Here is a 23,135-nt window from a genome sequence, read left to right on the forward strand (position 1 = left end):
TCAGGTCGGATTGTCGTCCCGTCTGGCGTTGTCCGGCATCACGTCTTGCTGTGCTGTGCCGGGCTGCAAGGCGCCAGAGCGCGGTTCTGTTCCAGCCGGCATATCCGTTGCAGCGGAGGCTTTGGCCATGGCTTGCTGCAGGGCTGAGGCCGACAGGCGCGACGGACCGATGGCCGCATCTGTCGCCGAGTGTCCCCATTTCAGGCCGGATGCCTGGCCGGATTTCTCGGGACCCCAGAGAAGTCTGGAGATCTCCGGATATTGCTCTCGCAGTGACGGGGATGAAGGTTTCGGTGCGACCGGCCCTTGCGGTTGTAAAGGGGCGGGAGCGGGTTCTGCTTGATGAGACAGATTGCCATATTTTTCCAGGATATAAGGGGTGCTGGGTCTTGATGAGCCATCCAAGGCCATCCTCCTTCGCGCGGATTGAGATGATATTGCATGTCTAGATCATCCTGCGCCGAAGTCGGCTGAAGTACCTTTCAATTTTCGTTATGAAATCCGCTCGACACTGAATGCACTTTTGGCAATTTCAGTTTCCGGGCGCCGCATGAGGGATATTGCTTTATGCAATATGAACAATGACTTGGCGATTGCTATGCGCTGAGCGCGTGGCTGGGTCGTCCAAATGTAAATTGACTTTGATCACCAAAACCACGAAATCAGTACGCGAAATCACCGTATAGCTGAGCAGTTCAGGTTAACCGGTGTCAGATACATGAAAAGCAGGCGCAGCATCGATCAAGGGTGAAGGTCTGGCGCGCGACTGAAAACCGCAAGAGGCTGTAGCTGCAGCATCAAAATGCGGGACGTTTTCAAGCCAGAAAGCTTGAACGGGTTGGAGTGGCCGATAGCGAAACGTGGTCGGCCAAAAGGAGTTTGCGGCGCTGAAAAGGCTTCACGCAGCAAAAAAAAGGGAAACGAGGAAATGAGCATGGTTACGATCAAGAACAGCGTCATTGCAGCAGCGGTTTTCGCATTTCTGCCCCTGAGCTTTGCAGCGTCAAGCGCTTCGGCCATGGATGACGGCGTTGCTTCTGCAATCCAGTCGCTCGGCCTGACGGATGTTTCCCAGCAGTACCGCAATGTTCAGGGCGTTGCCTTCCGTGGCGTTCTGCCCGACGGCACCCCGGTCCGCGTCAATCTCGACCGCAATGGTGACATCACCGAAGTTGAAGCCCGCGACAAGCTTGGCTTTGAAGCCCGTCAGGTTGAAGCAATTGTTCCCGAAGCCGTTCAGGCCAACCCGGCCTATCCTGCCCAGGCAAAGATCTGGAAGCTGGAACTGCATGATGGTGAACTTGTTGCCATCAAGGGCTACATTCCCGGCACCAGCGCTGTTGACGCTGAATTCGGTCCGAATGGCAATGCCATCGGCGTAACCGCCCAGCGCTGATCTGACCGAGAATTCGTTTTCTGCTGCCCGGTTCCGCGATCTGCGGAACCGGGCAGTTTCGTTTGCGCCATCGCTCAGAGATGGAACAGCATCATGATGAAGCCGGCAAAGATCATCATGTGGACGGCGCCTTGCAGGATATGGGTCCGTGGTGCCGAGAAGGTGACGATGCTGATCGTCAGGATGAGGACCAGCATGACGAGATCATCGGGCCTCAGTCCGAGGACCATGTCGAAGCCGAAGGCAGTTGACACGGCCATCATGATCGGCACCGTCAGCCCGATGGATGCGAGGACTGATCCGAGGAAGATATTGACGGCCTGCTGAAGGCGGTTCTCGAGGGCGGCATGGACGCCGGTCAGGCCCTCCGGCGTCGTGACCAGAAGGGCCATGATGACGCCGCCAATGGCCGGCGGCGCGCCGAGCGTTTCGACCAGATAGTCGACCGGCAGGGCAAATTGCTCGACCAGAAAGATGATCGGGACCAGATAGGCAATCAGCATCGCGCCATGCCAGATGCCGCTGCCGTGGCAGCAATGTCTGGGCGCCTTTTCTGTTCGAAACCCTTTGGGATTGTTGAAGAAGTCGCGGTAGCGGCCGGTCTGCATGAGCAGGAAAATCCCGTAGAGCCCGAAGGCGCAACCGCCCACCAGGAGCTTTTCCGGGCCGGAGATCGGCCGGTATGGAATGGAGAGTGGCAGTCCCGGAATGACGAGACTGAAGATTGCCAGCGGGATGATGACGCCAAGATAGGTGTTGGCACCCTGCAGATTGAAGACCTGTTCGCGATGCCGGATCCCGCCCAGCATCAGCGCTGTGCCCACCATGCCGCCCATGACGATCATGATGATCGAATAAAGCGTATCGCGGACAAGAACCGGATTGTTGGCGCCGTGCAGGATAACGGCTGTCAGGCTGACGGCTTCAATCAGGGTGATCGACAGCGTCAGCACCAGCGTTCCGCAAGGTTCGCCCAGCCTCAGGGCAAGCTGCTCGGCATGTCGCATGACACATCTTGCCGACCCGATCACCGCGGCAAACAGCCATACGGACAGGATGGCGAGCCAAAGCGGCTGTGACAGCCTTGCAAAAAGCGGCTGCGAAAAGCTGAAAAAGATCAGCATACTCAGATATGCAGGCGCCAGAAACCATTCGCGACGCGCCACGCCCGTCAGACATGATGTGAGCTTGGGGAAATATGACTTTCTGCTTTCATCATACGCCATGGTGAGCCCTTTCCTGTCCATGAAAGACATCGCCTGATCGCTGCAATGAAGCTGCGATCAGGCGGGAAAAGGGGACTAATTGTAAAACAAGGCGCCTTTCCGGCGAATGAATCAGTATTCGCGCTCGTAAAATATCCCGCCGGTCGTCTCGCCGCGAGAATCAGCAGATCCTTTTACCGTGAAATTTCTGCCGATATCTATATTTACACTTGCCTTCGTGCCGGTATCCCGGCTTTGCTCGACCTCAATATAAGTATTATCATTGAGATATTTTCCGACGCTGACGGCTGTATTGCCCTCGCTGTCGGTTGTCAGGTCAAGGTTGTCAATGCCAAGGCCGTTGCGCAATGTCTCGAAAATCGAGTGATGCGTGCCGCCGGTCAATTGGGCGAGGGCATCGGCAAGCTGGGCAATCTGCAGCGGCGACAGTGAACTGGAATCGCGGGCAAAGATCAGCTCGGACAAGATCTCATCCTGAGGCAGGCTTGGCGATGAAGACAGCTCGATCTTGGGATCGTTTGCAAGGCCGGTGATCTCGATCGTGATCGTGGTGGAACTGACCGAGGTCGTGGCCTGCAGGTTGATGATCGGGATGAGCGATCCGCCAAAGGTGAGGGACGAGGTGCTGTCGAAGTCCAGCCGGCGGGTGAGCACTGTCAGGCGACCGCGCACGAGGTTGAAACTGCCTGAAACCAGCGGATCCTTGGCGGTTCCGGCAATGGTGACGCGGCCGCCGAGCTCGGCATCGATCCCCCGGCCACGGATGAAGATGGCGCGCGGGGCATCGACAACGATGTTAAGGCCGATATTGGTCTGTGCGCCACCCGGTTCCGAGGGTTCGATTTCCCGTGCCTGGGCCAATATGGCGGCCGAGGCATCTTCATGCACGATGTTGATCTCGGAAATGGACGAGGGCAGCCGGTCCGGTATGGTGATGGCCGCCCGCGGGATCGTAATGTGGCCCGTGAGCACCGGCGACTGCAGCACTGGTCCCTTGATGGCGAGCGAGCCGTTGAGGGTCGCCGCCACAAGCGTATTGTCGTTGACCACTGCATTGTCGAAGGTCACGGAGATATCGGCAGGGAAGGGGTCGGTCAGGCCAAGTGTGCCACCGATGGCAATCGAGCCGCCGCCGCTGAAATTGCCCTTGAGGTTCTCGATGGTCGCGGTGCTGCCGGCAAAGGTGATCCGCCCGTTGAGGTTGTTCATGGACAGGTTGCGGCGGATATCGGTGAAAGAGGGGATGCCGATTTCGATTGCGCCGTTGATGGCGGGCTGTGTCGCCGTGCCGCCAATCTTGACGTTGACGTCGCTCTTGCCTGCGATCGCGAAGCCGGAAGATGCCGCGACGCCAGCAACCGATGCCATCGGGATCGAGCCGTTGACCTGAAGGTCGAGCGGTGTGCCAGCCGAAAGGCCGACCGACCCGGTGGCTGCGAGCGTGATGCCGCCACCGGAGACCTGCGTGTTTGTCGTCACCGATTTTCCGTCAAAACTGCCGCTGGTATCGATGGCGATGGCCGTCAGGCCAAGGTTGCGCGTCTGGGCAACGGAGCCACCGTCGAGCTTGATTGCATATTTCACGTTCGGCGCGGCAAGACTGCCGCTTGCTGTGACCGTGCCGGAAATGGTTCCGGCTGCGCCAAGAGAGGGCACGAACTGATTGGCAAGGGCGGCCGATACGGCGTTGATGGCAAGCTTGGCGTTGAGCGTTTTCCCAAGCGCGCCTGACGCTGTGATGGTGCCGCCACCAATGCCGATCACCGTATCGCCGATCGTGATCTTACCGCCATCGATCGAGACGTGGCTCGGCTTCTGCAGTTTCACCGCCAGCGCCATCGGCGCGGCTTCCAGCCGCGTGACGTCCACCTCAAGCGTTGCTCCGCGCGTAACCGCCGCCTCGACGTTCACGGGGGCATTGTCATAGGTGGCGCCAAGCACAAGATTGGTTTTGCTGCCGGCATTGTCTGCTTCAAGCTTCAGCGACGAAATCGACTGGCCGGCCGCAAGGATCGAGCCGATCGTCACCGTGCCGCTGGCGTCCAGTTCCGCCAGGTCCCTGACGGTGAGGTCGATCGCGGTTTTCGACAGCCGGTTGGCGCCATAGGCAAGCGTGCCGCTGGAGGCTTTGACGGCGAGGCTGAGCGCATCATTCGCCCGGCCAAATGTGGCATTGCCTGACAGGTCCCCGGAAGCGTCCTGCCCGGCAAGTGCGGCGAGCGGCGCAAGATCCGGCAGGTCAAAGGCAATCTGTCCCTTGGGATTATAGTCCGCATCCAGCGTGACAGCGCCGGAGACTGTATTGCGGTCCACCTTGCCCGCAATGTCGGAAATGCTGATCACGCCGTTGCTGGATGTGACATTGGCGGCAACCGAAAGGGGCTGGCCGGCATAGCTGGCGTTGACCGTCAGGCTGGCTTTCGGTGCCTTGATGTCGGCTGTGCCCTTGATCGCAGCGGCAAGATCGCTGACGGCAAGGCCGTTGACGGCGAGGGATTTTGCCGTGGCCGTCAGATCGATATCGGGTTTTGCGACGGCGCCGCTCGCCTGCAGCGACAGCGAGAGGCCGCCCTTGACCTGAGGGGCGAGCGCGGCGATATCGGTGATATCGGCGGTGAGCTTTGCGTCGAGATCGCCCTTTTCAAGCGCGACATCACCGGAAACGCCCAGGAGATTGTTCTCCAGGCTGAGGCCGGACAGGCTGACATTGCCGGTCAGGTCCGCCTGATAGTGCGCCGACAGCTTGGTCATGCCGTCGATCTTGCCATCGGCAAGGCTCGGCAGGGCGCTCGCCAGCACGAACAGCTTGGCATCACCTTTCACTGTTCCGCCCTTGCGGTCATAATCGGCTGTCACAGTGCCGCCAATGCTGCTGCTTTCGATCGACAATGGCGCGACGGTGACCGTGTTGCCGGTGAGCGTGACGGGGGCCGTGATCTTGACGGGCGCCTGCAGCAGGCGGTTGAGATTGTCCTCCTTGAGGTCGATCGAGCCAACCGAAAGCGCGGTCGAGACGCTGCCCTCAAGATCGGTGAGGTTGAAGCTGTCGGCCGAGGCTGTCAGCGCGGCATTGCCGATTGATAGTTGCGCCATGTCGAGACTTGCGAGCGTCGCATCGGCCTTGATGACGGCCTTGGAGGCATCGCCGGAAAGGCTGAGGTCAGCACTGGCGAGCCGGATGGCAAGTGTATCCTCGCCAAGCGGCAGATCAAGCGGGACCGGGCCAAGCGTTCCGGTTAGGCTGGCCTTCAGGTCATTGCTGCCGTTCGGATCATAGCTGCCGGATGCCGCCAGCTGGAAGGCGCCGGTGCCGACATCGCCCTTGTTGATGGTAATCCGTCCATCCGATGTCATTGCAACGGCAACATCAAGATCGGTCGTTCCGGCAAAAAGCGAGCGGAATGTTTCCGGAATGAGCGTCGAAAAACTGCCGGTTCCGCTGGCGGTAATCGCCCTTGTGCCATCTGCGGCGAGCTTGTGGGTGAAGTCGATCTCGCCAAGCTTGCTGCCGGCGAGCGTGGCGTTCAGGCTGCCTGACCAGTCGGACAGCGGGCCGGTGCCGTCAACGCCGATATTCAGCGCTGGCTCGCCGGGTATTCTCAGAAGTGCGGCGACCATGCCGCCTTCCGGCTCGTTGACCTCTGCCTTCAGTGTCAGGGCATCGTCCTTCGGCGCGTATTCCAGGTCCGCCTTGACGTAGGTTGATGGCTTGGCGCGGTGTTCGGCGTCGATCACGGCGCTGATCTGATCGGCAACAATGCCGAGATGACCGCTGACGGAGATCGGGAACTTCTCGCCGAGAACCTTCTCATCAATGTCGATGGCGGCGAAATCAAAATGATCGATCCAGATTCCGATCGGCAGGGAGAAGCCGCCGCCCGCATCGGTCTTCGGCGCATCATCGCTCTCGCCCGATTGCGGCAGCCGGTCGAGCGCAATATTGCCGGCGGTCAGGCTCGCGGCGGAAAAGCGTCCGCGCAGCAGGGCAAGCGGGCTCCAGTCCAGAACGGCATTGTCCAGCGTCAGCCATGGCCCGGCACTGTCCGAGATGACCGCATGGTCGAGCGTGAAATGACCGGTCAACGGGGCGCTGACAGTGCCGATCTCTATTTTGAGATTGTCGGAGGAAACGAGCCGGGTGATTTCGCGGACGGCGAAATTGGCTCCGGGCGCGGTGAAGCCGACGGCGATAACGGCCACAAGCACGATTGCTACCACACAGGCCAAAAGCCCAACCAGGGCGCGTGTGACAAATCGGAACAGTGAAAAGGGTCGTTTCATCGAATCGCGTCTATGTTTTCTCAGGCCAGCAGGCTGCGCCGTGATGGATCACTGGAAGAGCACCATCGGCGTCCTTCCGGTTGCATTGCGCGGCGCTGGATCAGGGCTTCTGTTCCGGATGAAACGCCACGCAACATGATGAATTTTGAGCGCTTTACACCTTAGACGCAACGCTCGCGGGCGAATCAGAAGCTTTGCCCGATACCCGCATAGATACCGTAACTGTCGCCGCCGGAATAGCGGTCAAGCGGCAAGGCGATGTCGAGACGCAACGGACCGAAGCCGGTCAGATAGCGCAGACCGATACCGGCAGATGAGCGGATGTCGCTGAAATCGGGAAACTGCTTGTCCGAGACATCGGTCGCATCAAAGAAGGGAACCAGCTGAATTGAGTCCGTAATTCCCACCCGCGCTTCGACATTGGCCATGACATAGGAGCGTCCGCCGGTTTCCTGGCCGGCGCTGTTGCGCGGCGAAATGCTTTTATAGGCATAGCCGCGCACCGTGCCGCCGCCACCGGAGTAAAAGCGGCTGGTCGCAGCGATGTCCTTCAGGCTGTCGCCGCCGAAAATACTGCCCGCACCGAGCCGTCCGGCCAGCACGAAACGGTCATTGTCGTCCAGCGACAGATAGCTCGAACCCACCGCATTGAGGCTGCCGTAAAGCGTGTCATTGAGAAAGTCATAGCCGGGCTCGACCGATGACAGGAAATAGACGCCGCTGGTCGGGTTCAGCGCATCATTGCGCGAATCGCGGTCAAAGGAGACCGGGGTCGAGAAGGTCAGATAATTGTTGGTGCCGAAAGCATCCTCGATATTGGAAAAGGTCGTATCGGCGGAGGCCGTGACGGTGTTGGCCTCCGTCAGCTTCAATGCATAGGTCAGGTCCGCCGTCGTATAGAAGGCACTGTAAGGATCGGGGTTGTCCGTGCCGGTCTTGATCGAGGCCGAAAGCGTTCCGTCGGGCGAAAAGGCGCCCGGACGGGTAAAGACCAGACCTGTTTCAAGATCGAGATCGCTGAAGCTGGAGGCCGCTCCAATCCGGGAAACCGAAGCCTCAAGCTTCAGCCCTTCGGCATGGCCGAAGAGATTGCGATGCCCCCAATAGCCGCTGAGGCCGAGGCCGTCGATCGAAGAGACCTGTCCGCCAAGGCCATAATAGCGGAACTTGCCGTCCTTGACATGGACTGTGGTCGGCAACTGACCGTTGGCATCCAGCGCGTCAGCCGTTGCGATATTGACGCTCGAGAATGTCTTCAGCGAGCGCAACCGGTTGGCGGCCTTGGTCAGCGTTTCCGGTGAATAGGGTTCGCCTGCCTTCAATTTCGAATAGGTGCGGATGAAATCGGGATCGACGGCCGACTTGCCGTCAATGGCGATCGGGCCAAGATTGGCCTTCGGGCCGGCGGTTGCCGCGATCGTCACGTCAATTGTCGAATTGGCATGGTCGGCGATCACATCGCGCTTGGTGATCTCGGCAAAGGGGTGGCCCTGCTTGTGCAGTGTGTTGCTGATCGTCGAGGCGGCCTGAAGGATCAGGGTGGAGTTGGCCGGTTCACCGCGTTTGAGGCCAAGGGCATCGGCCTTGAACTGGCTTGCAGCGTCGTCAAGCGTGACATTGGCAAAGCTGAAACGGGGGCCCGCCATGATCTGGATGGTGACGGGAACAGTACCCGAATTGCCGAAATCAGGGACACCGGCAATGTCCGCAATCGGTTGGCCGGCGATGCTGATATTCACCAGGCCGCCATAATAGGCCATCTCGTAGAGGGCACCGACCAGAATCGGCAGATCGTCACGGGCCTTGACGACAACACCGAGATCGCCATCGACGGGATCGGACTGGTCAGCAATCAGCTGCGACCGGTTGCGCAGAAATTTTTCCAGTTCCGCATTGCCGCCCGTGATCGAAAAGGCGACCGAGTACCGGGTCGGATTCTGCATGTCGACCGCGGCGGTTTCCGCGCGGGGACCAAACAGATGGATGCCGAAAAGTGAAAATGCAGCAGCGCTTGATGCGGAAGAAAGGCACAGCAACAGGGCGAGGGCGGCCGTGATGGCACTGATGCCCGGACGTGGGGCCCTTGATGGCGGGCTGGTCTTTTTCAAACGGCTCGTCATTGACTGCTCTGCGGCGCGCATATTCTCACATCATTCCTGATAGCATAAATTGTGCCGCAGCCCACTGAAACAATATACCTAAGATAAAAGAGAGTTAACCAAAGGTAACCATCGAAGTAAGCCAATGCCTCTCCGCCGCAACCATAAACAATAAATCCGAAGCGGTCGCTGCCGCTCCGGACTTTTTCTGAAACCGGCTATCCTGTCTCCGGGACAGCGTGCTTGCGCTTACCGGTGATAACCGGGCGGGCAGGCATCCTTGTACTGGCGGCCATAGCGGTCACGGTAGTAGCACTGGTTATTGCTGCCGACAGCGTTGCCGATCAGCGCACCGGCTGCCGTGCCGAGTGCCGCGCCGGCAAGCGTGCCGCCAACGCTGCCGTCGGAGACGGCCATGCCCACCAAGGCACCGCTACCGGCACCGATAGCCGCCCCTTCCTGGGTGGGCGAGCAGGCGGATGCTGCAATAGCAGCGGCGCCAACCAACAGTCCTGCGATAACTCTCTTCATCTGATCCCTCACTTGTGAAGCGGTCAATTCAACCCCCTGCCAACGCTGAAGCCGTTTCCGGGCCCGTATTGTTGCGGAATCGGCTGAATGCAGCACCAAGGATAAGGCATTTGCCTGAAGAAAAAAGTGCAAAGACGCCTCTGGCGCAATCTGTTCAGGCTTCTGTATCAATTTTGTCGGGCTTGTGCCTGTCTTGCGTCAATCTGCCGCCCCTGCCGGTCAGGTGCCGGCTGGCTATCAAATAGCAAGTCTATACAATGACTTCGAAATATGCGCCTGGCCGTGCAGGCCATGCCGCGCTGGGAAATAGAATTTCGCCATGCTTGATCTCGATCAAGAATGACCAAGCCCTGTTGCGTGTAGAGCCTTATTGGAATAATTCAAATTAGGCTTTGCCAATATGAGAAGCCGGACCATCGAAGTGCCCGGCTAGTTGATGCGTCTGCCGCCCGGATTAAAACAACGGCGATGACGCTCGGGAGCACTTGAGTGATGGATTTCGAAGCATTCTTCAAAAGCGAACTCGACGGTTTGCACGACGAAGGTCGATATCGCGTTTTTGCCGAACTGAAACGGCATCGCGGTGAATTTCCCCGCGCCACCCGGTTCAAGGATGGCGTTGCATCCGATGTCACCGTCTGGTGTTCGAACGACTATCTCGGCATGGGGCAGAACCCGGTCGTGATCGAGGCGATGAAGGAAGCAATTGATGCCTGCGGCGCCGGCGCCGGCGGCACGCGCAATATTTCCGGTACCAATTACTATCATGTCCTGTTGGAGCGGGAACTGGCCGATCTTCACGGCAAGGATGCGGCGCTGATCTTCACCTCCGGCTATGTCTCGAACTGGGCGACACTTGGCACGCTCGGCCAGAAGATCCCCGGTCTGATCATCTTTTCCGACGCGCTCAATCACGCTTCGATGATTGAGGGCATCCGTCACGGCAAGTGTCCCCGCGTGATCTTCAAGCACAATGACCTTGAAGATCTCGAAGCCAAGCTGAAGGCAGCTGATCCCGATGCGCCGAAGCTGATTGCGTTTGAATCCGTCTATTCCATGGATGGCGATATTGCGCCGATCAAGGAACTCTGTGATCTCGCCGACAAATATGGCGCCATGACCTATCTCGACGAGGTTCATGCCGTCGGCATGTATGGTCCGCGCGGTGGTGGCGTGGCTGAACGCGAAGGCCTGATGGACCGGCTGACGATGATCGAAGGCACGCTTGGCAAGGCCTTCGGGGTCATGGGCGGTTATGTTACCGGCTCGCAGGCACTGATCGATTTCGTCCGCTCCTTCGCCTCCGGCTTCATCTTCACGACAGCGCTGCCGCCGTCACTGGCAGCTGGCGCCGTTGCCTCGATCCGCCATCTGAAGCAAAGCCAGATGGAGCGCGCCCGCCATCAGGAGCGTGTCCACTGTCTTCGCACAAGGCTGGATGCCCGCGGCATCCCGCATATGGCCAATCCGAGCCATATCGTCCCGGTCATGGTCGGTGATGCGGCCAAGTGCAAATGGATCTCCGACATCCTGCTGGATCAGTTCGGTATCTATGTCCAGCCGATCAACTATCCGACGGTGCCGCGCAAGACCGAGCGCCTGCGTTTCACGCCGACGCCGCTGCATTCCGATGCCGATATCGATCATCTGGTCGAGGCGCTGCACAGCCTTTGGTCCCAGTGTGCACTGGCGCGCGCTGTCGCCTGACGCCGCCGAGAGCAAAAATCTTTCTGAAAACGGGTCGCATTTGCGGCCCGTTTTTCTTTGCGGTTCCGGTGCCTGACTGCTTTGCTGGACTCAAACTGAATTGATTCTACGGACCTATTCCACGGAGTGACCTCTATGTCTTTTGAAACGCGGCTCGACGCGGTGATTGATGATGCGATCGCGCAGAAGCGCATTGTCGGTGCGACGGTTCTGTTTGCGCGTGGCGGCGAGCTGCTGTTTCAGCGCGCCGCCGGCTTTGCCGATCGCGAGGCGGGTGCGCCGGCAGCGCCTGATACGATCTACCGGCTGGCATCCGTCACCAAGCCGGTTGTTGCAACGACGGCGCTTGCCATGGTCGATGCCGGAATGATCGCGCTCGATGACAGGGTTTGCGATCTCTTGCCGTGGTTCCAGCCGAAGGGCCCGGATGGCGCTCCGGCGGATATCCGCATCCGCCATCTTCTGACGCATACATCGGGCCTTGATTACACGGGTGGCGCTGCCTTTCTGCCCAAGGGCGAGGCGGCCAATAGCGGGTTGACGGATACTGATCTTGGCTTTGAGGAAAATTTCGCCCGTCTGAACGATGTGCCGCTCAATTTCGCGCCCGGTTCGGCCTGGGCCTATTCGGTGGCGATCGATATTCTCGGGGCGCTGATTGCCCACATCACCGGCGAGACGCTGGAAGCGGCGGTGGTGAAATATGTCACCGGTCCGCTCGGCATGACAGATACGCGCTTTTCGGTGACGGATGAGGCCCGCCTGGCAACGCCCTATGCCGATCACAAGCCGGAACCTGTGAAAATGCGACGTCTTCACAGCGTTGCCGATCGCTATGATCAGCTATATGCCTTTTCTCCGGGGCGGATTTTCAACCCGAAGGCCTTCCAGTCCGGCGGCGCTGGGATGGCAGGCACGGCCGGTGATCTGCTGAGCCTGCTGTCAAGTTATGTCTTGCCGTCTTCGACGCTGCTGAAACCGGAAACGGCCCGGTCGGCATTGCAGAACCAGACAGCGCCGGAAGCCGTCGGACCGGGCACAGGGTTTGGTTTTATCGGCTCGGTGGTGACCAATGCAGCGGCAAACGGCAAGAACCTGCCCGATGGGGCGGTCACCTGGGGTGGGGTCTATGGCAATTGCTGGTCCATTGATCCCACAAGCGGCACCGTCGGCGTCATCATGACCAATACGGCGATGGAAGGCTGCAATGGCGCCTTCCCGGATGATATCTGGAAAGCCTTCTACTCCGCCTGAGCCGTCAGATAATCCGTGGCGCGGCGACGCGCCTCGGCATCGGCGGCATAGATATCCTCGATCGAAGCGGCGGCTGGCAGGGACTGAGTCGCATCCATCACCTGGCCGGTGATCTCGGCCATTTCGAGAAAGCCACAGCGCCCGGCGATAAAGGCTTCAAGCGCGACTTCCTTGGCCGCGTTCAGCACCGCACCCTGCAATCCGCCACGTTCCATGGCTTTGCGGGCGAGACCGAGCGCGGGAAAGCGCGTAGCATCCGGTGCCTCGAAATCAAGCCGCGCAAGCCTGGCGAAATCCAGTCGCTCGACCGAGAGTGACGGGCGGGCGGGATAGGCAAGGGCGTAGCCGATTGCAGTGCGCATGTCGGGGCTGCCGAGCTGCGCCAGCACCGAGCCGTCCGCATAGCCGACCATGGAATGGATGATCGATTGCGGGTGAACGATCACCTCGACCTGATCCGGACGGAGGCGGAACAGATGCATCGCCTCGATCATCTCCAGCGCCTTGTTGAACATCGAGGCGCTGTCGATCGAGATCTTCAGCCCCATCGACCAGTTGGGATGCGCCCGTGCCGTGGCGGCATCGACATTGCGCATTTCCGCAAGGCTTTTCGTGCGGAACGGACCACCCGATGCGGTGATGATGACCCGCTCGAGCGCCTTGCGCTGGTTTTCCTCCAGCACCTGGAAGATGGCGGAATGCTCACTGTCGACGGGTATGAGCCGGCCTCCGCCATCGGCAACCGCCTGCATGAACAGCGGCCCGGCCGAGACGAGGCATTCCTTGTTGGCAAGGGCGATATCGGCGCCGGCCTTTGCTGCGGCAAGGGCGGGCTTCAGGCCGGCGGTGCCGACAATGGCGGCCATGACGATATCATTATCCATGGCGGCGGCCTCCATCAGGCCGGTCTCGCCAGCCATGGCGGTGACGGCGCTGCCGGAAAGGGCCTCCTTCAGCGCTGCATAGCGCTCAGGATCCGCAGTGACAGCGGCTTTGGCACCGTGTCTGATGGCGGATGCCGCCAGCGCATCGATATTGGAATGACCGGTGATGGCGGTGACCTCAAAACGTTCTTTGCCGCCAAGCTGATCGATAACATCGAGTGTATTGATGCCGATGGATCCGGTTGCACCGAAAATCGCAATGCGTCGCTGTGTCATGATCAGAAACTAAAACCTTCAAAATCTGTCGCTGATGGCCTAGCCCAAAAGACGGACGAACAACAGCTCTGTCTTTGATCTTTGCCGTTGTCTGGAAGCATTTTGCCCGGATTTGACATGATATTTTGGGCGCCGAGCGGGGCCGGGCTATGTCGGACTTGATAGAGGGACTGGAAAATCTGGCAGTGAACGACTATCACTGACCGGCAGGTGTGGCCTTTCTTGAAAAGGATTTCCACCGGTCTATGAACAGCAATCATGTGGGCAGGGAAACGGGTGATGGTCGAGGCAATCAAGCGCATCGGGGTTATCGGCGCGGGTTCAATGGGATGCGGCGTTGCCCATGTCTGCGCTGCAGCCGGCTATGACGTGCAGCTGATCGATCAGAACATGGAGCAGATCGAACGCGGGTTGGCGACGATCAACGGCAATCTTGCGCGGCAGGTTTCCAGCGGCAAGCTGTCCGACGGCGACCGCAAGAAGGCCCTGTCGCGGATTACCGGTTCTGCCGATCTTCAGGATCTAGCCTCCTGCGATCTCGTGCTTGAAGCGATTACCGAGGAAGAGGATGCCAAGCGCAAGCTGTGGCAGAAGATCTGCCCGATCCTGAAGCCGGAAGCGCTGCTGGCGACCAATACTTCCACCTTTTCGATCACCCGCCTTGCTGCCGTCACCGATCGGCCGGAACGCTTCATGGGCGTGCATTTCATGAACCCGGCACCGGTGATGGATCTGGTCGAGCTGGTGCGCGGCATTGCCACCGACGAGGCGACCTATGAGACCGCCAAGGCCTTCGTCACCTCGCTCGGCAAGACCCCGACCGTGTCGGAAGATTTCCCCGCCTTCATCGTCAACCGCATTCTGCTGCCGATGATCAACGAGGCGATCTATGTCCTTTATGAAGGCGTCGGTTCGGTGGATTCCATCGATACGGCGATGAAACTCGGCGCGCGCCACCCGATGGGGCCGCTGGAGCTTGCGGATTTCATCGGACTCGATACCTGCCTTGCCATCATGCAGAACCTCTATGAAGGTCTGTCCGACGGCAAATACCGGCCCTGTCCGCTGCTGGTCAAATATGTCGATGCCGGCTGGCTCGGCCGTAAATCCGGCCGCGGCTTTTATGATTATCGCGGCGATGAGCCGGTGCCGACCCGATAAGCGCTGCTATTGCGCCGGAGCGCAGGATGGGCAGCCCGACAGCTCATCCAGGATCGGGCAGTCGGGACGGTTGTCGCCATGGCAATGGTCAGCGAGATGTCTGAGCGTCGCCTTCAGGCTTTGAAGCTTGGCAAGCTTTTCCTCGATCTCGGCAATTTTGCTGAGCGCCAGGCGTTTCACCTCGGCGCTTTCCCGGCCGTCATCGTCATAAAGTGAGAGCAGCTGGCGGCATTCTTCCACGGAAAAACCGAGATCGCGGGCGCGGTGGATGAAGCCAAGCCGCTGGACATGGGATTGGGAATAATCGCGATAGCCGTTTTCAGCCCTGTCCGCGACGACGAGACCGATATCCTCATAATAGCGGATGGTTTTGGCCGGTAGACCCGAGCGTTCCGCAGCATTGCCGATATTCATGACGCAGACTCCAACATTCCAGTCCTGGGAATGTAGGCGCTTGGCCGATGCATTTCAATCGCCGGAGAGGGCGGTGCGCACCATTGCCGAGAGATCTTCATCGCCATGGCCTGCCTCAAGGCAATCGGCATAGCTTTTGCGGGCGGCGTCGATCGCCGGGGTGTCGATACCGAGACTGTCGGCGACCGCGGCAAACAGGGTGGCATCTTTCAGGGCGCCGGTAACGGGGAAGCCAACGGAGGTGTCCTGACCGAGAATACGCGGTGTCCGGCCCTTCAGCGCCGGTGAACCCGACGGGCTGGTCACGAGAATGTCCAGCATCTTCTCCACGCTGAGACCGGCTTTCTTGCCTGTCATCATCGCTTCCTTCAGCACTTCCCAATAGCCGCAGAGCATCATGTTGTTGACGATCTTGGCGGCAGCACCCGTGCCAAGCGATCCGGTGTGGTGAATGCGGTCGGAGAGCGTTTCGGCAACGGGCAGGAACCGGTCGAAATCGATCTTCGCGCCGCCGATATAAAGTCCGGCCTTGCCTGCCGCGATCAGTTCCGGCCCACCGGAAATCGGCGCGTCGATGGCGGTGCCGCCCTTGGCCTTGATGGCGGCCGAGGCGTCGCGCAGCACGGTCGGGCTGACGGTGGAGGTTTCCACCACCAGCTTGCCGGGCAGCGAGGTCGCTGTCAGCGTGTCCAGCACGCCTTTCACCGCCTCGTCATTGATCAGCGAGGTGATGATGATATCGGCCTCGCGCGCCATGACGGTGAGCGAGCGGGCGACGGTGCCGCCGGTCTCGGCGGCCAGTGCATCCGGTACGCCGGAGCGGTTCCACAAAACGACGCTGAAGCCGTTTGCTGCGAGCCGTCTCGCCATGGCCGAACCCATCCGGCCCGTGCCGCAAATGCCGATTACCTCACCCGTCATGCTGTCATCCTTCCGTCAGGCGGCCTTGGCCTGCTGATATTCCTTGATGGCGATCATCTTGATCGAGGGTGCACGCTCCGCCTCGTAATTCAGCGAGAAACCGTCCTGGGCCAGAAACACGGGATCGCCGTCGAGATCGCGGGCGATATCGCCACGATGGGAGGAGATGAACTTGTCGAGATCCATCGTTTTCTCCGCTGAAATCCAGCGGCACACCGAGAAGCGTGACATTTCGAAGGAGACCGGGAGGCCATATTCCGCCTTCAGCCGCTCTTTCAGAACATCGAGCTGCAGCGCACCGACGACACCGACGATTGCTGGCGAGCCATCTTCGGGGTTGAACAATTGCACCACGCCTTCCTCGGCCATCTGCTGCAGGGCTTCCTTCAGCTTCTTGGCCTTCATCGCATCTTCAAGACGCACGCGGCGCAGGATTTCCGGAGCGAAGTTCGGGACGCCCTGAAACACGAGTGCCTCGCCCTCGGTCAGCGTGTCGCCGATCCTGAGTGCACCATGGTTGGGAATGCCGACGACATCGCCAGCAAAAGCGGTATCGGCGAGCTGGCGCTGCGAGGCAAAGAAGAATTGCGGGGCGGTCAGCCCCATCTGCTTGCCGGTACGCGACAGCCGGGCCTTCATGCCGCGTGTCAGCGTGCCGGAACACACACGGACAAAGGCAATGCGGTCGCGGTGGTTCGGATCCATATTGGCCTGGATCTTGAACACGAAGGCGCTCATCTTCGGGTCGGTTGCTTCCACCGTACGTGTGTCGGCCACCTGGGCGCGGGGCGGCGGGCCAAAATCGGACAGCGCGTGGATGAGGTCGCGGACGCCGTAATTGCGCAGGGCCGAACCGAAATAGACCGGCGTCATGTGCCCCTCAAGGAAGGACTGGCGATCAAAGGCGGGAAAGCCTTCCACGGCCAGTTCCGCACCGTCGGCCCAGTCCTCGCGCTCATGTTCCGGCAGGCGGTCGGCGACAGCGCGCGGGCCGTTCACCTTGGTCAGTTCGCGTTCGGCGTCACCGCCGCGAATGGCGCTGTTCTTGAGGTGATAGGTGCCGCAGAAGCTTTTGCCCTGACCGATCGGCCAGGTCATCGGCACGGTGTCGAGCGCCAGTTTCTGCGCCACCTCGTCGAGGATTTCGTAGGTGTCGCGCGCTTCGCGGTCCATCTTGTTGACAAAGGTGATGATCGGAATGTCGCGCAGCCGGCAGACTTCGAACAGCTTCAGCGTCCGGGGCTCGATACCCTTGGCCGCGTCGATCACCATGATGGCGGCATCCACCGCCGTCAGCGTACGATAGGTGTCATCGGCAAAGTCTTCGTGGCCGGGCGTGTCGAGCAGGTTGAAGACCGTGTCCTCATACTCGAAGGTCATGACTGATGTGACGACTGAAATGCCGCGCTCGCGCTCGATCTTCATCCAGTCAGACCGGGTCTGGATCCGGTCCTTCTTGGCCTTGACCTCACCGGCAAGCTGAATGGCGCCGCCGAACAGAAGCAGCTTTTCTGTCAGCGTGGTCTTACCGGCGTCCGGGTGGGAGATGATGGCAAAGGTACGGCGGCGTGCGACCGCTTCGGCAAGCGTTTCGGGCATTTTGACAAAATCCTGTTAATTGGCCGCATATCTAGCGATTTCGGCCTGCATATGCAATTGACCCGTGACTTCGTGATGGCAAGAGTAAAATCCATGAACAAGATGCTTGATGATTTACCCGCCCTGAAGCTGAAACGTCTCGACAATGCCGCAGGCATCGACCCGCCTGCCTACGAGACTTCCGGCTCTGCCGGCATGGACATCCGTGCCGCCATTGACGAACCGCTGACGCTGGCGCCTGGCGCGCGCGCGCTGGTGCCGACCGGCTTCGTCTTTGAAATCCCGGAAGGCTTTGAGGCGCAGGTGCGCCCGCGCTCGGGCCTTGCGATCAAGAACGGCATTACCTGCCTCAACAGTCCCGGCACGATCGACAGCGACTATCGCGGTGAGGTCAAGGTCATCCTGATCAATCACGGTGATGCCGATTTCGTCATCGAGCGCGGCATGCGCATTGCCCAGATCGTGATTGCGCCGGTCACCCAGCTGAAGATCGCGCTTGTCAGCGACGTCACCGATACGCAGCGCGGTTCCGGCGGTTTCGGTTCCACCGGGGTCTGACGGGTGAGCGAAGACCGCACCTTCGATTTCTACAACAACGAGGCCTCCGTCTATGCGGGGGCCTCTCGCGTTTCAAACGCGGAACGGCTGCGCGAATTTCTGGAAGCCCTGACACCGGGCGGCCGGATCCTTGAGCTTGGCTGCGGCGCCGGCTTCGACAGTGCATTCATGCTGGATGCGGGGTTTGATGTCACCCCAAGCGATGGTTCGCCTGGCATGGTGAAGGAGGCCGAGGCACGGCTCGGCCGGCCGGTGCGGCTGCTGCCCTTCGACAGGCTGGAGGATGCCAGTTGCTACGATGGCATATGGGCCAATGCCTGTCTGCTTCATGTTCAGCGTGCCCTGTTGCCGGATGTGCTGCGGCGCATCTTCACCGCTCTTCGTCCGGGCGGGCTGTTCTATGCCAGCTTCAAGACAGGCAAGCCCGAAGGGGTCGATGCCTATGGGCGCTATTACAACTATCCCGAAAGCGCCGATCTTCTGAGGCAATACCAGACGGCGGGTTTTTGTGACATCCGCGTCGAAGCGCGGGGCGGCGGCGGTTATGGCGGTGAAAAGGTCGACTGGCTGCAGATTTTTGCGACACGTCCGTCTGTCTGAAACGGTTCAGTCTCTCGCGCCGTGCTGGCCGGATCATGCGTCCGGGCATGATTCCGTCCCCCTTGTCTTTGTAGTAGTGTGACCTGTCTGCGGGAGGTGCGGTCATGGATATGGTCGAGATATTCGAGCGGCTCGGATTGGCACTGGCGATTGGTGCTCTGGTCGGCATGGAACGCGGCTGGCAGGAGCGTGAGCTGCCGGCTGGTGGGCGGGCAGCGGGCATCCGCACCTTCGCATTATCCGGATTTCTCGGCGGTGTTGCCGGCTATCTTCAGGGCATTGCCGGTCCGGTTCTGCCGGCCATGCTGCTGGCGGGCTTTGTTCTGGCCTTCGTCGTCTTTTCCTATCGGGCCGCCACGCCCCGCAATGATTTCAGCGTCACCGGGGTTGTGGCGGCGCTGATCGTCTTTGCGCTTGGTGTGGTGTCGGTGACCGGCGATATGCGCATCGCCGCAGCCGGGGCGGTGGTCACCACGGGCTTCCTGGCGGCGCGGCACAGCCTGCATGGCTTTCTGCGCGCCCTGACCTGGACCGAATTGCGCTCGGCGCTGGTCCTGCTCGCCATGACCTTCGTTGCACTTCCGCTTCTGCCTGATCACCCGGTGGACCCCTGGGGCGCCTTCAATCCCTTCACCGTCTGGCTGATGACGGTGATGATTGCGGCGCTGTCCTATGCGGGCTACGTGGCAATGCGGGTCGGCGGGCCGGATCGCGGGATTCTCTTTGCCGGTGCCGCAGGAGGCGTCGTCTCGTCAACGGCGACGACGCTTTCCTTCGCCCGGATTTCCGTGAGTGAGACCGGTCTGTCGCGCCAGCTGGCGGGCGCTGCGGCGCTTGCCGGCGGGCTGTCGCTGGTGCGCTGCTTCATTATTTCGGTCGCTGTTGCCCCTGTTCTGGCGCTGCCGCTTGCGGCAGGCCTTGCGCCCGGGCTCGTCATCTTCGTCGGTGCCGGGCTCGTGCTCAACGCCCGAAAGGCGGCGGCGGGCGGCGGCGGGCATGAGCTCGAGCTCAAAAACCCGTTCGAGCTGGGCACGGTGCTGCGCTTTGGTGCCCTGCTTGGCGCCATCGGTTTCATCTCCAAGCTTCTGGTGCAGTTTCTTGGTCCGTCGAGCATCATCATCATCGCGCTCGTTTCGGGCATTCCCGATCTGGATGCGATCACGCTTTCAACCGCGCATCTGGCCGGCAATTCTGTTCCGATCGAAACGGCTTCGCTGGCGATCCTGCTGGCGGTGACCTCCAATCTCGTCACCAAGATGGTGCTTGCCATTTCAAGCGGCACGTCGACCTATGGCCGCCTGCTCGGCGTGCTGACGATTGCGGTGATCGTGGCCGGCGGCATCGGCATTGCCGTTGCGCTCAAGATTTTGTTCTGAGTGCAATCACAGCGGCGGAAGCCGCCGTCTGACCGGACTGGACTTGATGATCGAGGTGCTGGTTGCCGCCTTTTCGATCAGCGGATCGAGCATGTCGTCCAGTTCCTGCATCGAGCGGAACACGAGCCTGATGAAGAAGCAGTCGTCGCCCGTCACCTTGTCGCATTCGATCACCAGCGGCATGGCTTCGATCAGGCTCTGGACGATATGCAGCATTCCGGGAAGCGGCTTCACCCGTACAAAGGCTTCCATCGGATAACCGACGGCCCTGAGATCGATCTCTGCGGCATAACCACTGACGATGCCACGCTCTTCCAGTCGGCGTATCCGGTCGGCAGCGCTGGGCGAGGAAAGGCCGGCAAGCGCCGCGAGCTCCTTCAGCGACAGCCGCGCATTGCCGGCTAGGGCTGCCAGCAATGTGCGGTCGGTATCGTCGAGCGCCGATATCTGATTAGGGACATTCATGCATTTTCCTAAATATGAAATGTTAAGTCGGCTTCTAGCCTTAGAAATATTATATAAAATGCGATAATAGTCAAATAATCTGAGGGTTCATGTTTCATGGAGAATATATATGAGCCCGTCAGAACGAACCGGTGCCATAGAGATGTTCGTGGCCATGGCGACCGCCGGAACCGTTGGCCTTTTCGTCGTATTTGCACATCTGCCCGTTGTCAGTATCGTCTTCTGGCGCTGCATTCTGGGTGGCACGGTCCTGCTGGGCGTCTGCGCGCAACGGGGTTATCTCACCATGGCCGGCCTTGACCGGCGGCGGATCGTTTTCATGGTACTAGGCGGACTTGCCATTCTTGGAAACTGGCTGTTTCTCTTCGCCGCTTATGCCCGGGCGCCGATTTCGGTGACGGCGACGGTTTACAACACCCAGCCCTTCATGATGGTCATTCTCGGCGCACTGTTTCTCGGTGAGCGGCTGACGGCAAGCCGCATCATCTGGCTTACGGCCGGTTTTGCCGGCGTGGTGGCGATTACCGGCGGTCCTTTCACAGGGGCACCGGTCTCGCAGACCTATCTTACCGGTGTCGCTTTTGCCTTCATCTCCGCCTTCTTCTATGCCCTTTCGGCCATCTTCACCAAGTCTCTGAAGGGGGTGGCGCCACATCTCATCGCGCTGGTGCATATGGGGCTGTCGGCGCTGCTTCTGCTCCCCTTCGTCAGCTTTGCTGTCTGGCCGCAATCGGCCTTGTCCTGGTGGTCGGTTGCCGCTCTCGGTATTGTCCATACCGGTATCGTCTATGTGCTGCTCTATGCCGGGTTTCAGAAGCTGCCGACCGTCATCAGTGGCGCATTGTCCTTCATCTATCCGGTGGTGGCGATCACCGCGGATGGCCTGGTTTTCGGCCATGTCTTCAACGGCGTGCAGATGCTTGGCGCTGCCCTGATTTTCGTCAGTGCCGCTGCCACGACATTTGGCTGGCAGCTCCCGCGCATCCGCCGTCACTGGCGCAGCGATCATATGGCCGAAACGGAATGACAATCGTCAATTTCAGCCCGGCATCAGTGCTCTGGACTAATTTATGAAATGGTTTTGCGCATTGGTGCTGTAAATGAGTACAGAATTCCAATGACTTTACCCGCCCGTCTGTTTCATGCCTCGAATTGTCGGCCTGCCGATCCTAACTAAGATGCAGGTTCACTAGGGAGCATCATCCATGGAACAGAACGGCAAGCCCGGTCGCGGGAAAATCTATTCCTCAATCCTTGAAACGATTGGCGATACGCCGCTGGTCCGGCTCGACAAGCTGGCCAAAGAGAAGGGCGTGAAGGCCAATCTTCTGGCCAAGCTCGAATTCTTCAACCCGATTGCATCGGTCAAGGACCGTATTGGCCTTGCCATGATCGAGGCCCTTGAAGCTGAAGGCAAGATTGTCCCTGGCAAGACGGTTCTGGTTGAGCCGACGTCGGGCAATACCGGCATTGCGCTTGCCTTTGCCGCTGCCGCCAAGGGCTACCGGCTGATCCTGACCATGCCGGAATCGATGTCGATCGAGCGGCGCAAGATGGTCGCCCTGCTTGGTGCTGAACTGGTTCTGACCGAGCCTGCCAAGGGCATGAAGGGCGCGATTGCTAAGGCCGAGGAACTGGTAGCCGACCTGCCGGATGCGATCATTCCGCAGCAGTTTGAAAACCCGGCCAATCCGGCGGTCCATCGCAAGACGACGGCGGAAGAGATCTGGAACGATACCGACGGCGCGGTTGACATTTTCGTTGCCGGCATCGGCACGGGCGGCACTATAACCGGTGTTGGTCAGGTGCTGAAAGAGAAGAAACCCTCGGTCCGGGTCGTCGCTGTCGAGCCGACGGCATCTCCGGTTCTGTCAGGTGGCGCACCGTCGCCGCACAAGATCCAGGGCATCGGCGCCGGTTTCGTGCCGGGCGTGCTGGACACCAAGGTCTATGACGAGATCATTACGGTTTCCAACGAAGATGCCTTCGACAATGCTCGCAATGTCGCCCGCATCGAGGGCGTTCCGGTCGGCATTTCCTCCGGTGCGGCGCTGACGGCTGCCATCGAGCTTGGCAAGCGCCCGGAAAACGAAGGCAAGAACATCGTCATCATCATTCCGTCCTTTGCCGAACGCTATCTTTCGACGGCGTTGTTCGACGGTCTGGGTGCGTGACGCAGCCCTTGCTGCTGACGGAATCGACGGGTCGCCCGAGGCGGCCCGTCAGATTGCTGACACAGTCATTCAGATTGCCTGTTTGAGGTGAGGCCCCCTCCGTCGTCATCCCCGTGCCCGTCACGGGGATCTAGGCGCATAAGGGCATTGGATTATAACAGTCTTTCGCCGTGCAGACGCATAGCAGCTGGATATCTGTGCCAGGCACAGATA

The 23,135-nt window shown here is 59.9% G+C and carries 19 protein-coding genes; 9 read left to right on the forward strand and 10 right to left on the reverse strand.

Features of this window, described 5'->3' with window-relative positions:
- Positions 1-405: a hypothetical protein gene (locus tag HCK86_RS06180; protein WP_176083599.1), complete on the reverse strand. Its 405-nt coding sequence runs from the start codon at positions 403-405 to the stop codon at positions 1-3.
- Between the two features lie 529 nt (positions 406-934).
- Between HCK86_RS06180 and HCK86_RS06185 the strand changes: the two genes are divergently transcribed.
- Positions 935-1,396 carry a hypothetical protein gene (locus tag HCK86_RS06185; RefSeq protein ID WP_176083600.1) on the forward strand — a complete coding sequence of 154 codons (462 nt, stop codon included), beginning with the start codon at positions 935-937 and terminating at the stop codon, positions 1,394-1,396.
- A gap of 74 nt (positions 1,397-1,470) precedes the next feature.
- Here the strand turns inward: HCK86_RS06185 and HCK86_RS06190 are convergent, their stop codons facing one another.
- From HCK86_RS06190 to HCK86_RS06205, 4 genes are all read right to left on the reverse strand, one after another.
- On the reverse strand, positions 1,471-2,520 hold the full coding sequence (locus HCK86_RS06190; protein WP_246739479.1) for a calcium:proton antiporter: 1,050 nt from the start codon (positions 2,518-2,520) through the stop codon (positions 1,471-1,473).
- Between the two features lie 213 nt (positions 2,521-2,733).
- Entirely contained in the window at positions 2,734-6,828 is a 4,095-nt protein-coding gene (locus HCK86_RS24285; protein WP_176083602.1) for a translocation/assembly module TamB domain-containing protein, read from the reverse strand.
- A 260-nt stretch (positions 6,829-7,088) separates the two neighbouring features.
- Complete coding sequence (locus HCK86_RS06200) at positions 7,089-8,846, reverse strand: autotransporter assembly complex family protein (protein WP_246739480.1); 1,758 nt, start codon at positions 8,844-8,846, stop codon at positions 7,089-7,091.
- Positions 8,847-9,251: 405 nt separating this feature from the next.
- Entirely contained in the window at positions 9,252-9,533 is a 282-nt protein-coding gene (locus tag HCK86_RS06205; protein WP_176083604.1) for a glycine zipper family protein, read from the reverse strand.
- Between the two features lie 492 nt (positions 9,534-10,025).
- Here HCK86_RS06205 and hemA point away from each other — a divergent pair, with 492 nt between their 5' ends.
- Both hemA and HCK86_RS06215 read left to right on the forward strand, forming a co-directional pair.
- On the forward strand, positions 10,026-11,240 hold the full coding sequence (gene hemA, locus HCK86_RS06210; RefSeq protein WP_176083605.1) for a 5-aminolevulinate synthase: 1,215 nt from the start codon (positions 10,026-10,028) through the stop codon (positions 11,238-11,240).
- A gap of 135 nt (positions 11,241-11,375) precedes the next feature.
- Positions 11,376-12,494 carry a serine hydrolase domain-containing protein gene (locus tag HCK86_RS06215; RefSeq protein ID WP_176083606.1) on the forward strand — a complete coding sequence of 373 codons (1,119 nt, stop codon included), beginning with the start codon at positions 11,376-11,378 and terminating at the stop codon, positions 12,492-12,494.
- On the opposite strand, the gene dxr is transcribed toward HCK86_RS06215, so the two are convergent.
- Positions 12,482-13,654, reverse strand: a complete 1,173-nt coding sequence (dxr, locus tag HCK86_RS06220; RefSeq protein ID WP_176083607.1) for a 1-deoxy-D-xylulose-5-phosphate reductoisomerase — start codon at positions 13,652-13,654, stop codon at positions 12,482-12,484. The two genes, HCK86_RS06215 and dxr, sit on opposite strands and share 13 nt — an antisense overlap.
- 279 nt (positions 13,655-13,933) lie before the next feature.
- Between dxr and HCK86_RS06225 the strand changes: the two genes are divergently transcribed.
- Positions 13,934-14,815, forward strand: a complete 882-nt coding sequence (locus HCK86_RS06225) for a 3-hydroxybutyryl-CoA dehydrogenase (RefSeq protein WP_176083608.1) — start codon at positions 13,934-13,936, stop codon at positions 14,813-14,815.
- 6 nt (positions 14,816-14,821) lie between these two features.
- Here the strand turns inward: HCK86_RS06225 and cueR are convergent, their stop codons facing one another.
- Genes cueR through HCK86_RS06240 form a run of 3 tightly spaced genes read right to left on the reverse strand, consistent with a single transcriptional unit; the run spans position 14,822 to position 17,749 of the window.
- Complete coding sequence (gene cueR, locus HCK86_RS06230; RefSeq protein ID WP_176083609.1) at positions 14,822-15,229, reverse strand: Cu(I)-responsive transcriptional regulator; 408 nt, start codon at positions 15,227-15,229, stop codon at positions 14,822-14,824.
- A gap of 54 nt (positions 15,230-15,283) precedes the next feature.
- Positions 15,284-16,150: an NAD(P)-dependent oxidoreductase gene (locus HCK86_RS06235; RefSeq protein ID WP_176083610.1), complete on the reverse strand. Its 867-nt coding sequence runs from the start codon at positions 16,148-16,150 to the stop codon at positions 15,284-15,286.
- Between the two features lie 15 nt (positions 16,151-16,165).
- Positions 16,166-17,749 carry a peptide chain release factor 3 gene (locus HCK86_RS06240; RefSeq protein ID WP_176083611.1) on the reverse strand — a complete coding sequence of 528 codons (1,584 nt, stop codon included), beginning with the start codon at positions 17,747-17,749 and terminating at the stop codon, positions 16,166-16,168.
- Positions 17,750-17,842: 93 nt separating this feature from the next.
- Here HCK86_RS06240 and dut point away from each other — a divergent pair, with 93 nt between their 5' ends.
- The 3 genes from dut (at position 17,843) to HCK86_RS06255 (ending at position 20,283) form a co-directional block, all read left to right on the forward strand.
- Positions 17,843-18,307, forward strand: coding sequence for a dUTP diphosphatase (gene dut / locus HCK86_RS06245; protein WP_176083612.1), 465 nt, complete (start codon positions 17,843-17,845; stop codon positions 18,305-18,307).
- A 3-nt stretch (positions 18,308-18,310) separates the two neighbouring features.
- Positions 18,311-18,907, forward strand: a complete 597-nt coding sequence (locus HCK86_RS06250) for a class I SAM-dependent methyltransferase (RefSeq protein WP_176083613.1) — start codon at positions 18,311-18,313, stop codon at positions 18,905-18,907.
- Between the two features lie 104 nt (positions 18,908-19,011).
- Positions 19,012-20,283 (forward strand): MgtC/SapB family protein, encoded by a 1,272-nt coding sequence (locus tag HCK86_RS06255; protein ID WP_176083614.1) that lies wholly within the window; start codon positions 19,012-19,014, stop codon positions 20,281-20,283.
- Between the two features lie 6 nt (positions 20,284-20,289).
- Here HCK86_RS06255 and HCK86_RS06260 read toward each other — a convergent pair whose 3' ends face one another.
- Complete coding sequence (locus HCK86_RS06260) at positions 20,290-20,748, reverse strand: Lrp/AsnC family transcriptional regulator (protein ID WP_176083615.1); 459 nt, start codon at positions 20,746-20,748, stop codon at positions 20,290-20,292.
- Positions 20,749-20,857: 109 nt separating this feature from the next.
- Between HCK86_RS06260 and HCK86_RS06265 the strand changes: the two genes are divergently transcribed.
- Both HCK86_RS06265 and cysK read left to right on the forward strand, forming a co-directional pair.
- Positions 20,858-21,775, forward strand: a complete 918-nt coding sequence (locus tag HCK86_RS06265; RefSeq protein ID WP_176083616.1) for a DMT family transporter — start codon at positions 20,858-20,860, stop codon at positions 21,773-21,775.
- Positions 21,776-21,953: 178 nt separating this feature from the next.
- A complete protein-coding gene (gene cysK / locus HCK86_RS06270) occupies positions 21,954-22,922 on the forward strand; it encodes a cysteine synthase A (protein ID WP_176083617.1) in 969 nt (322 codons plus the stop codon).
- Positions 22,923-23,135 lie beyond the last annotated feature (213 nt).

The organism is Martelella sp. HB161492 (genome assembly GCF_013184775.1).
Lineage (GTDB): Bacteria > Pseudomonadota > Alphaproteobacteria > Rhizobiales > Rhizobiaceae > Martelella.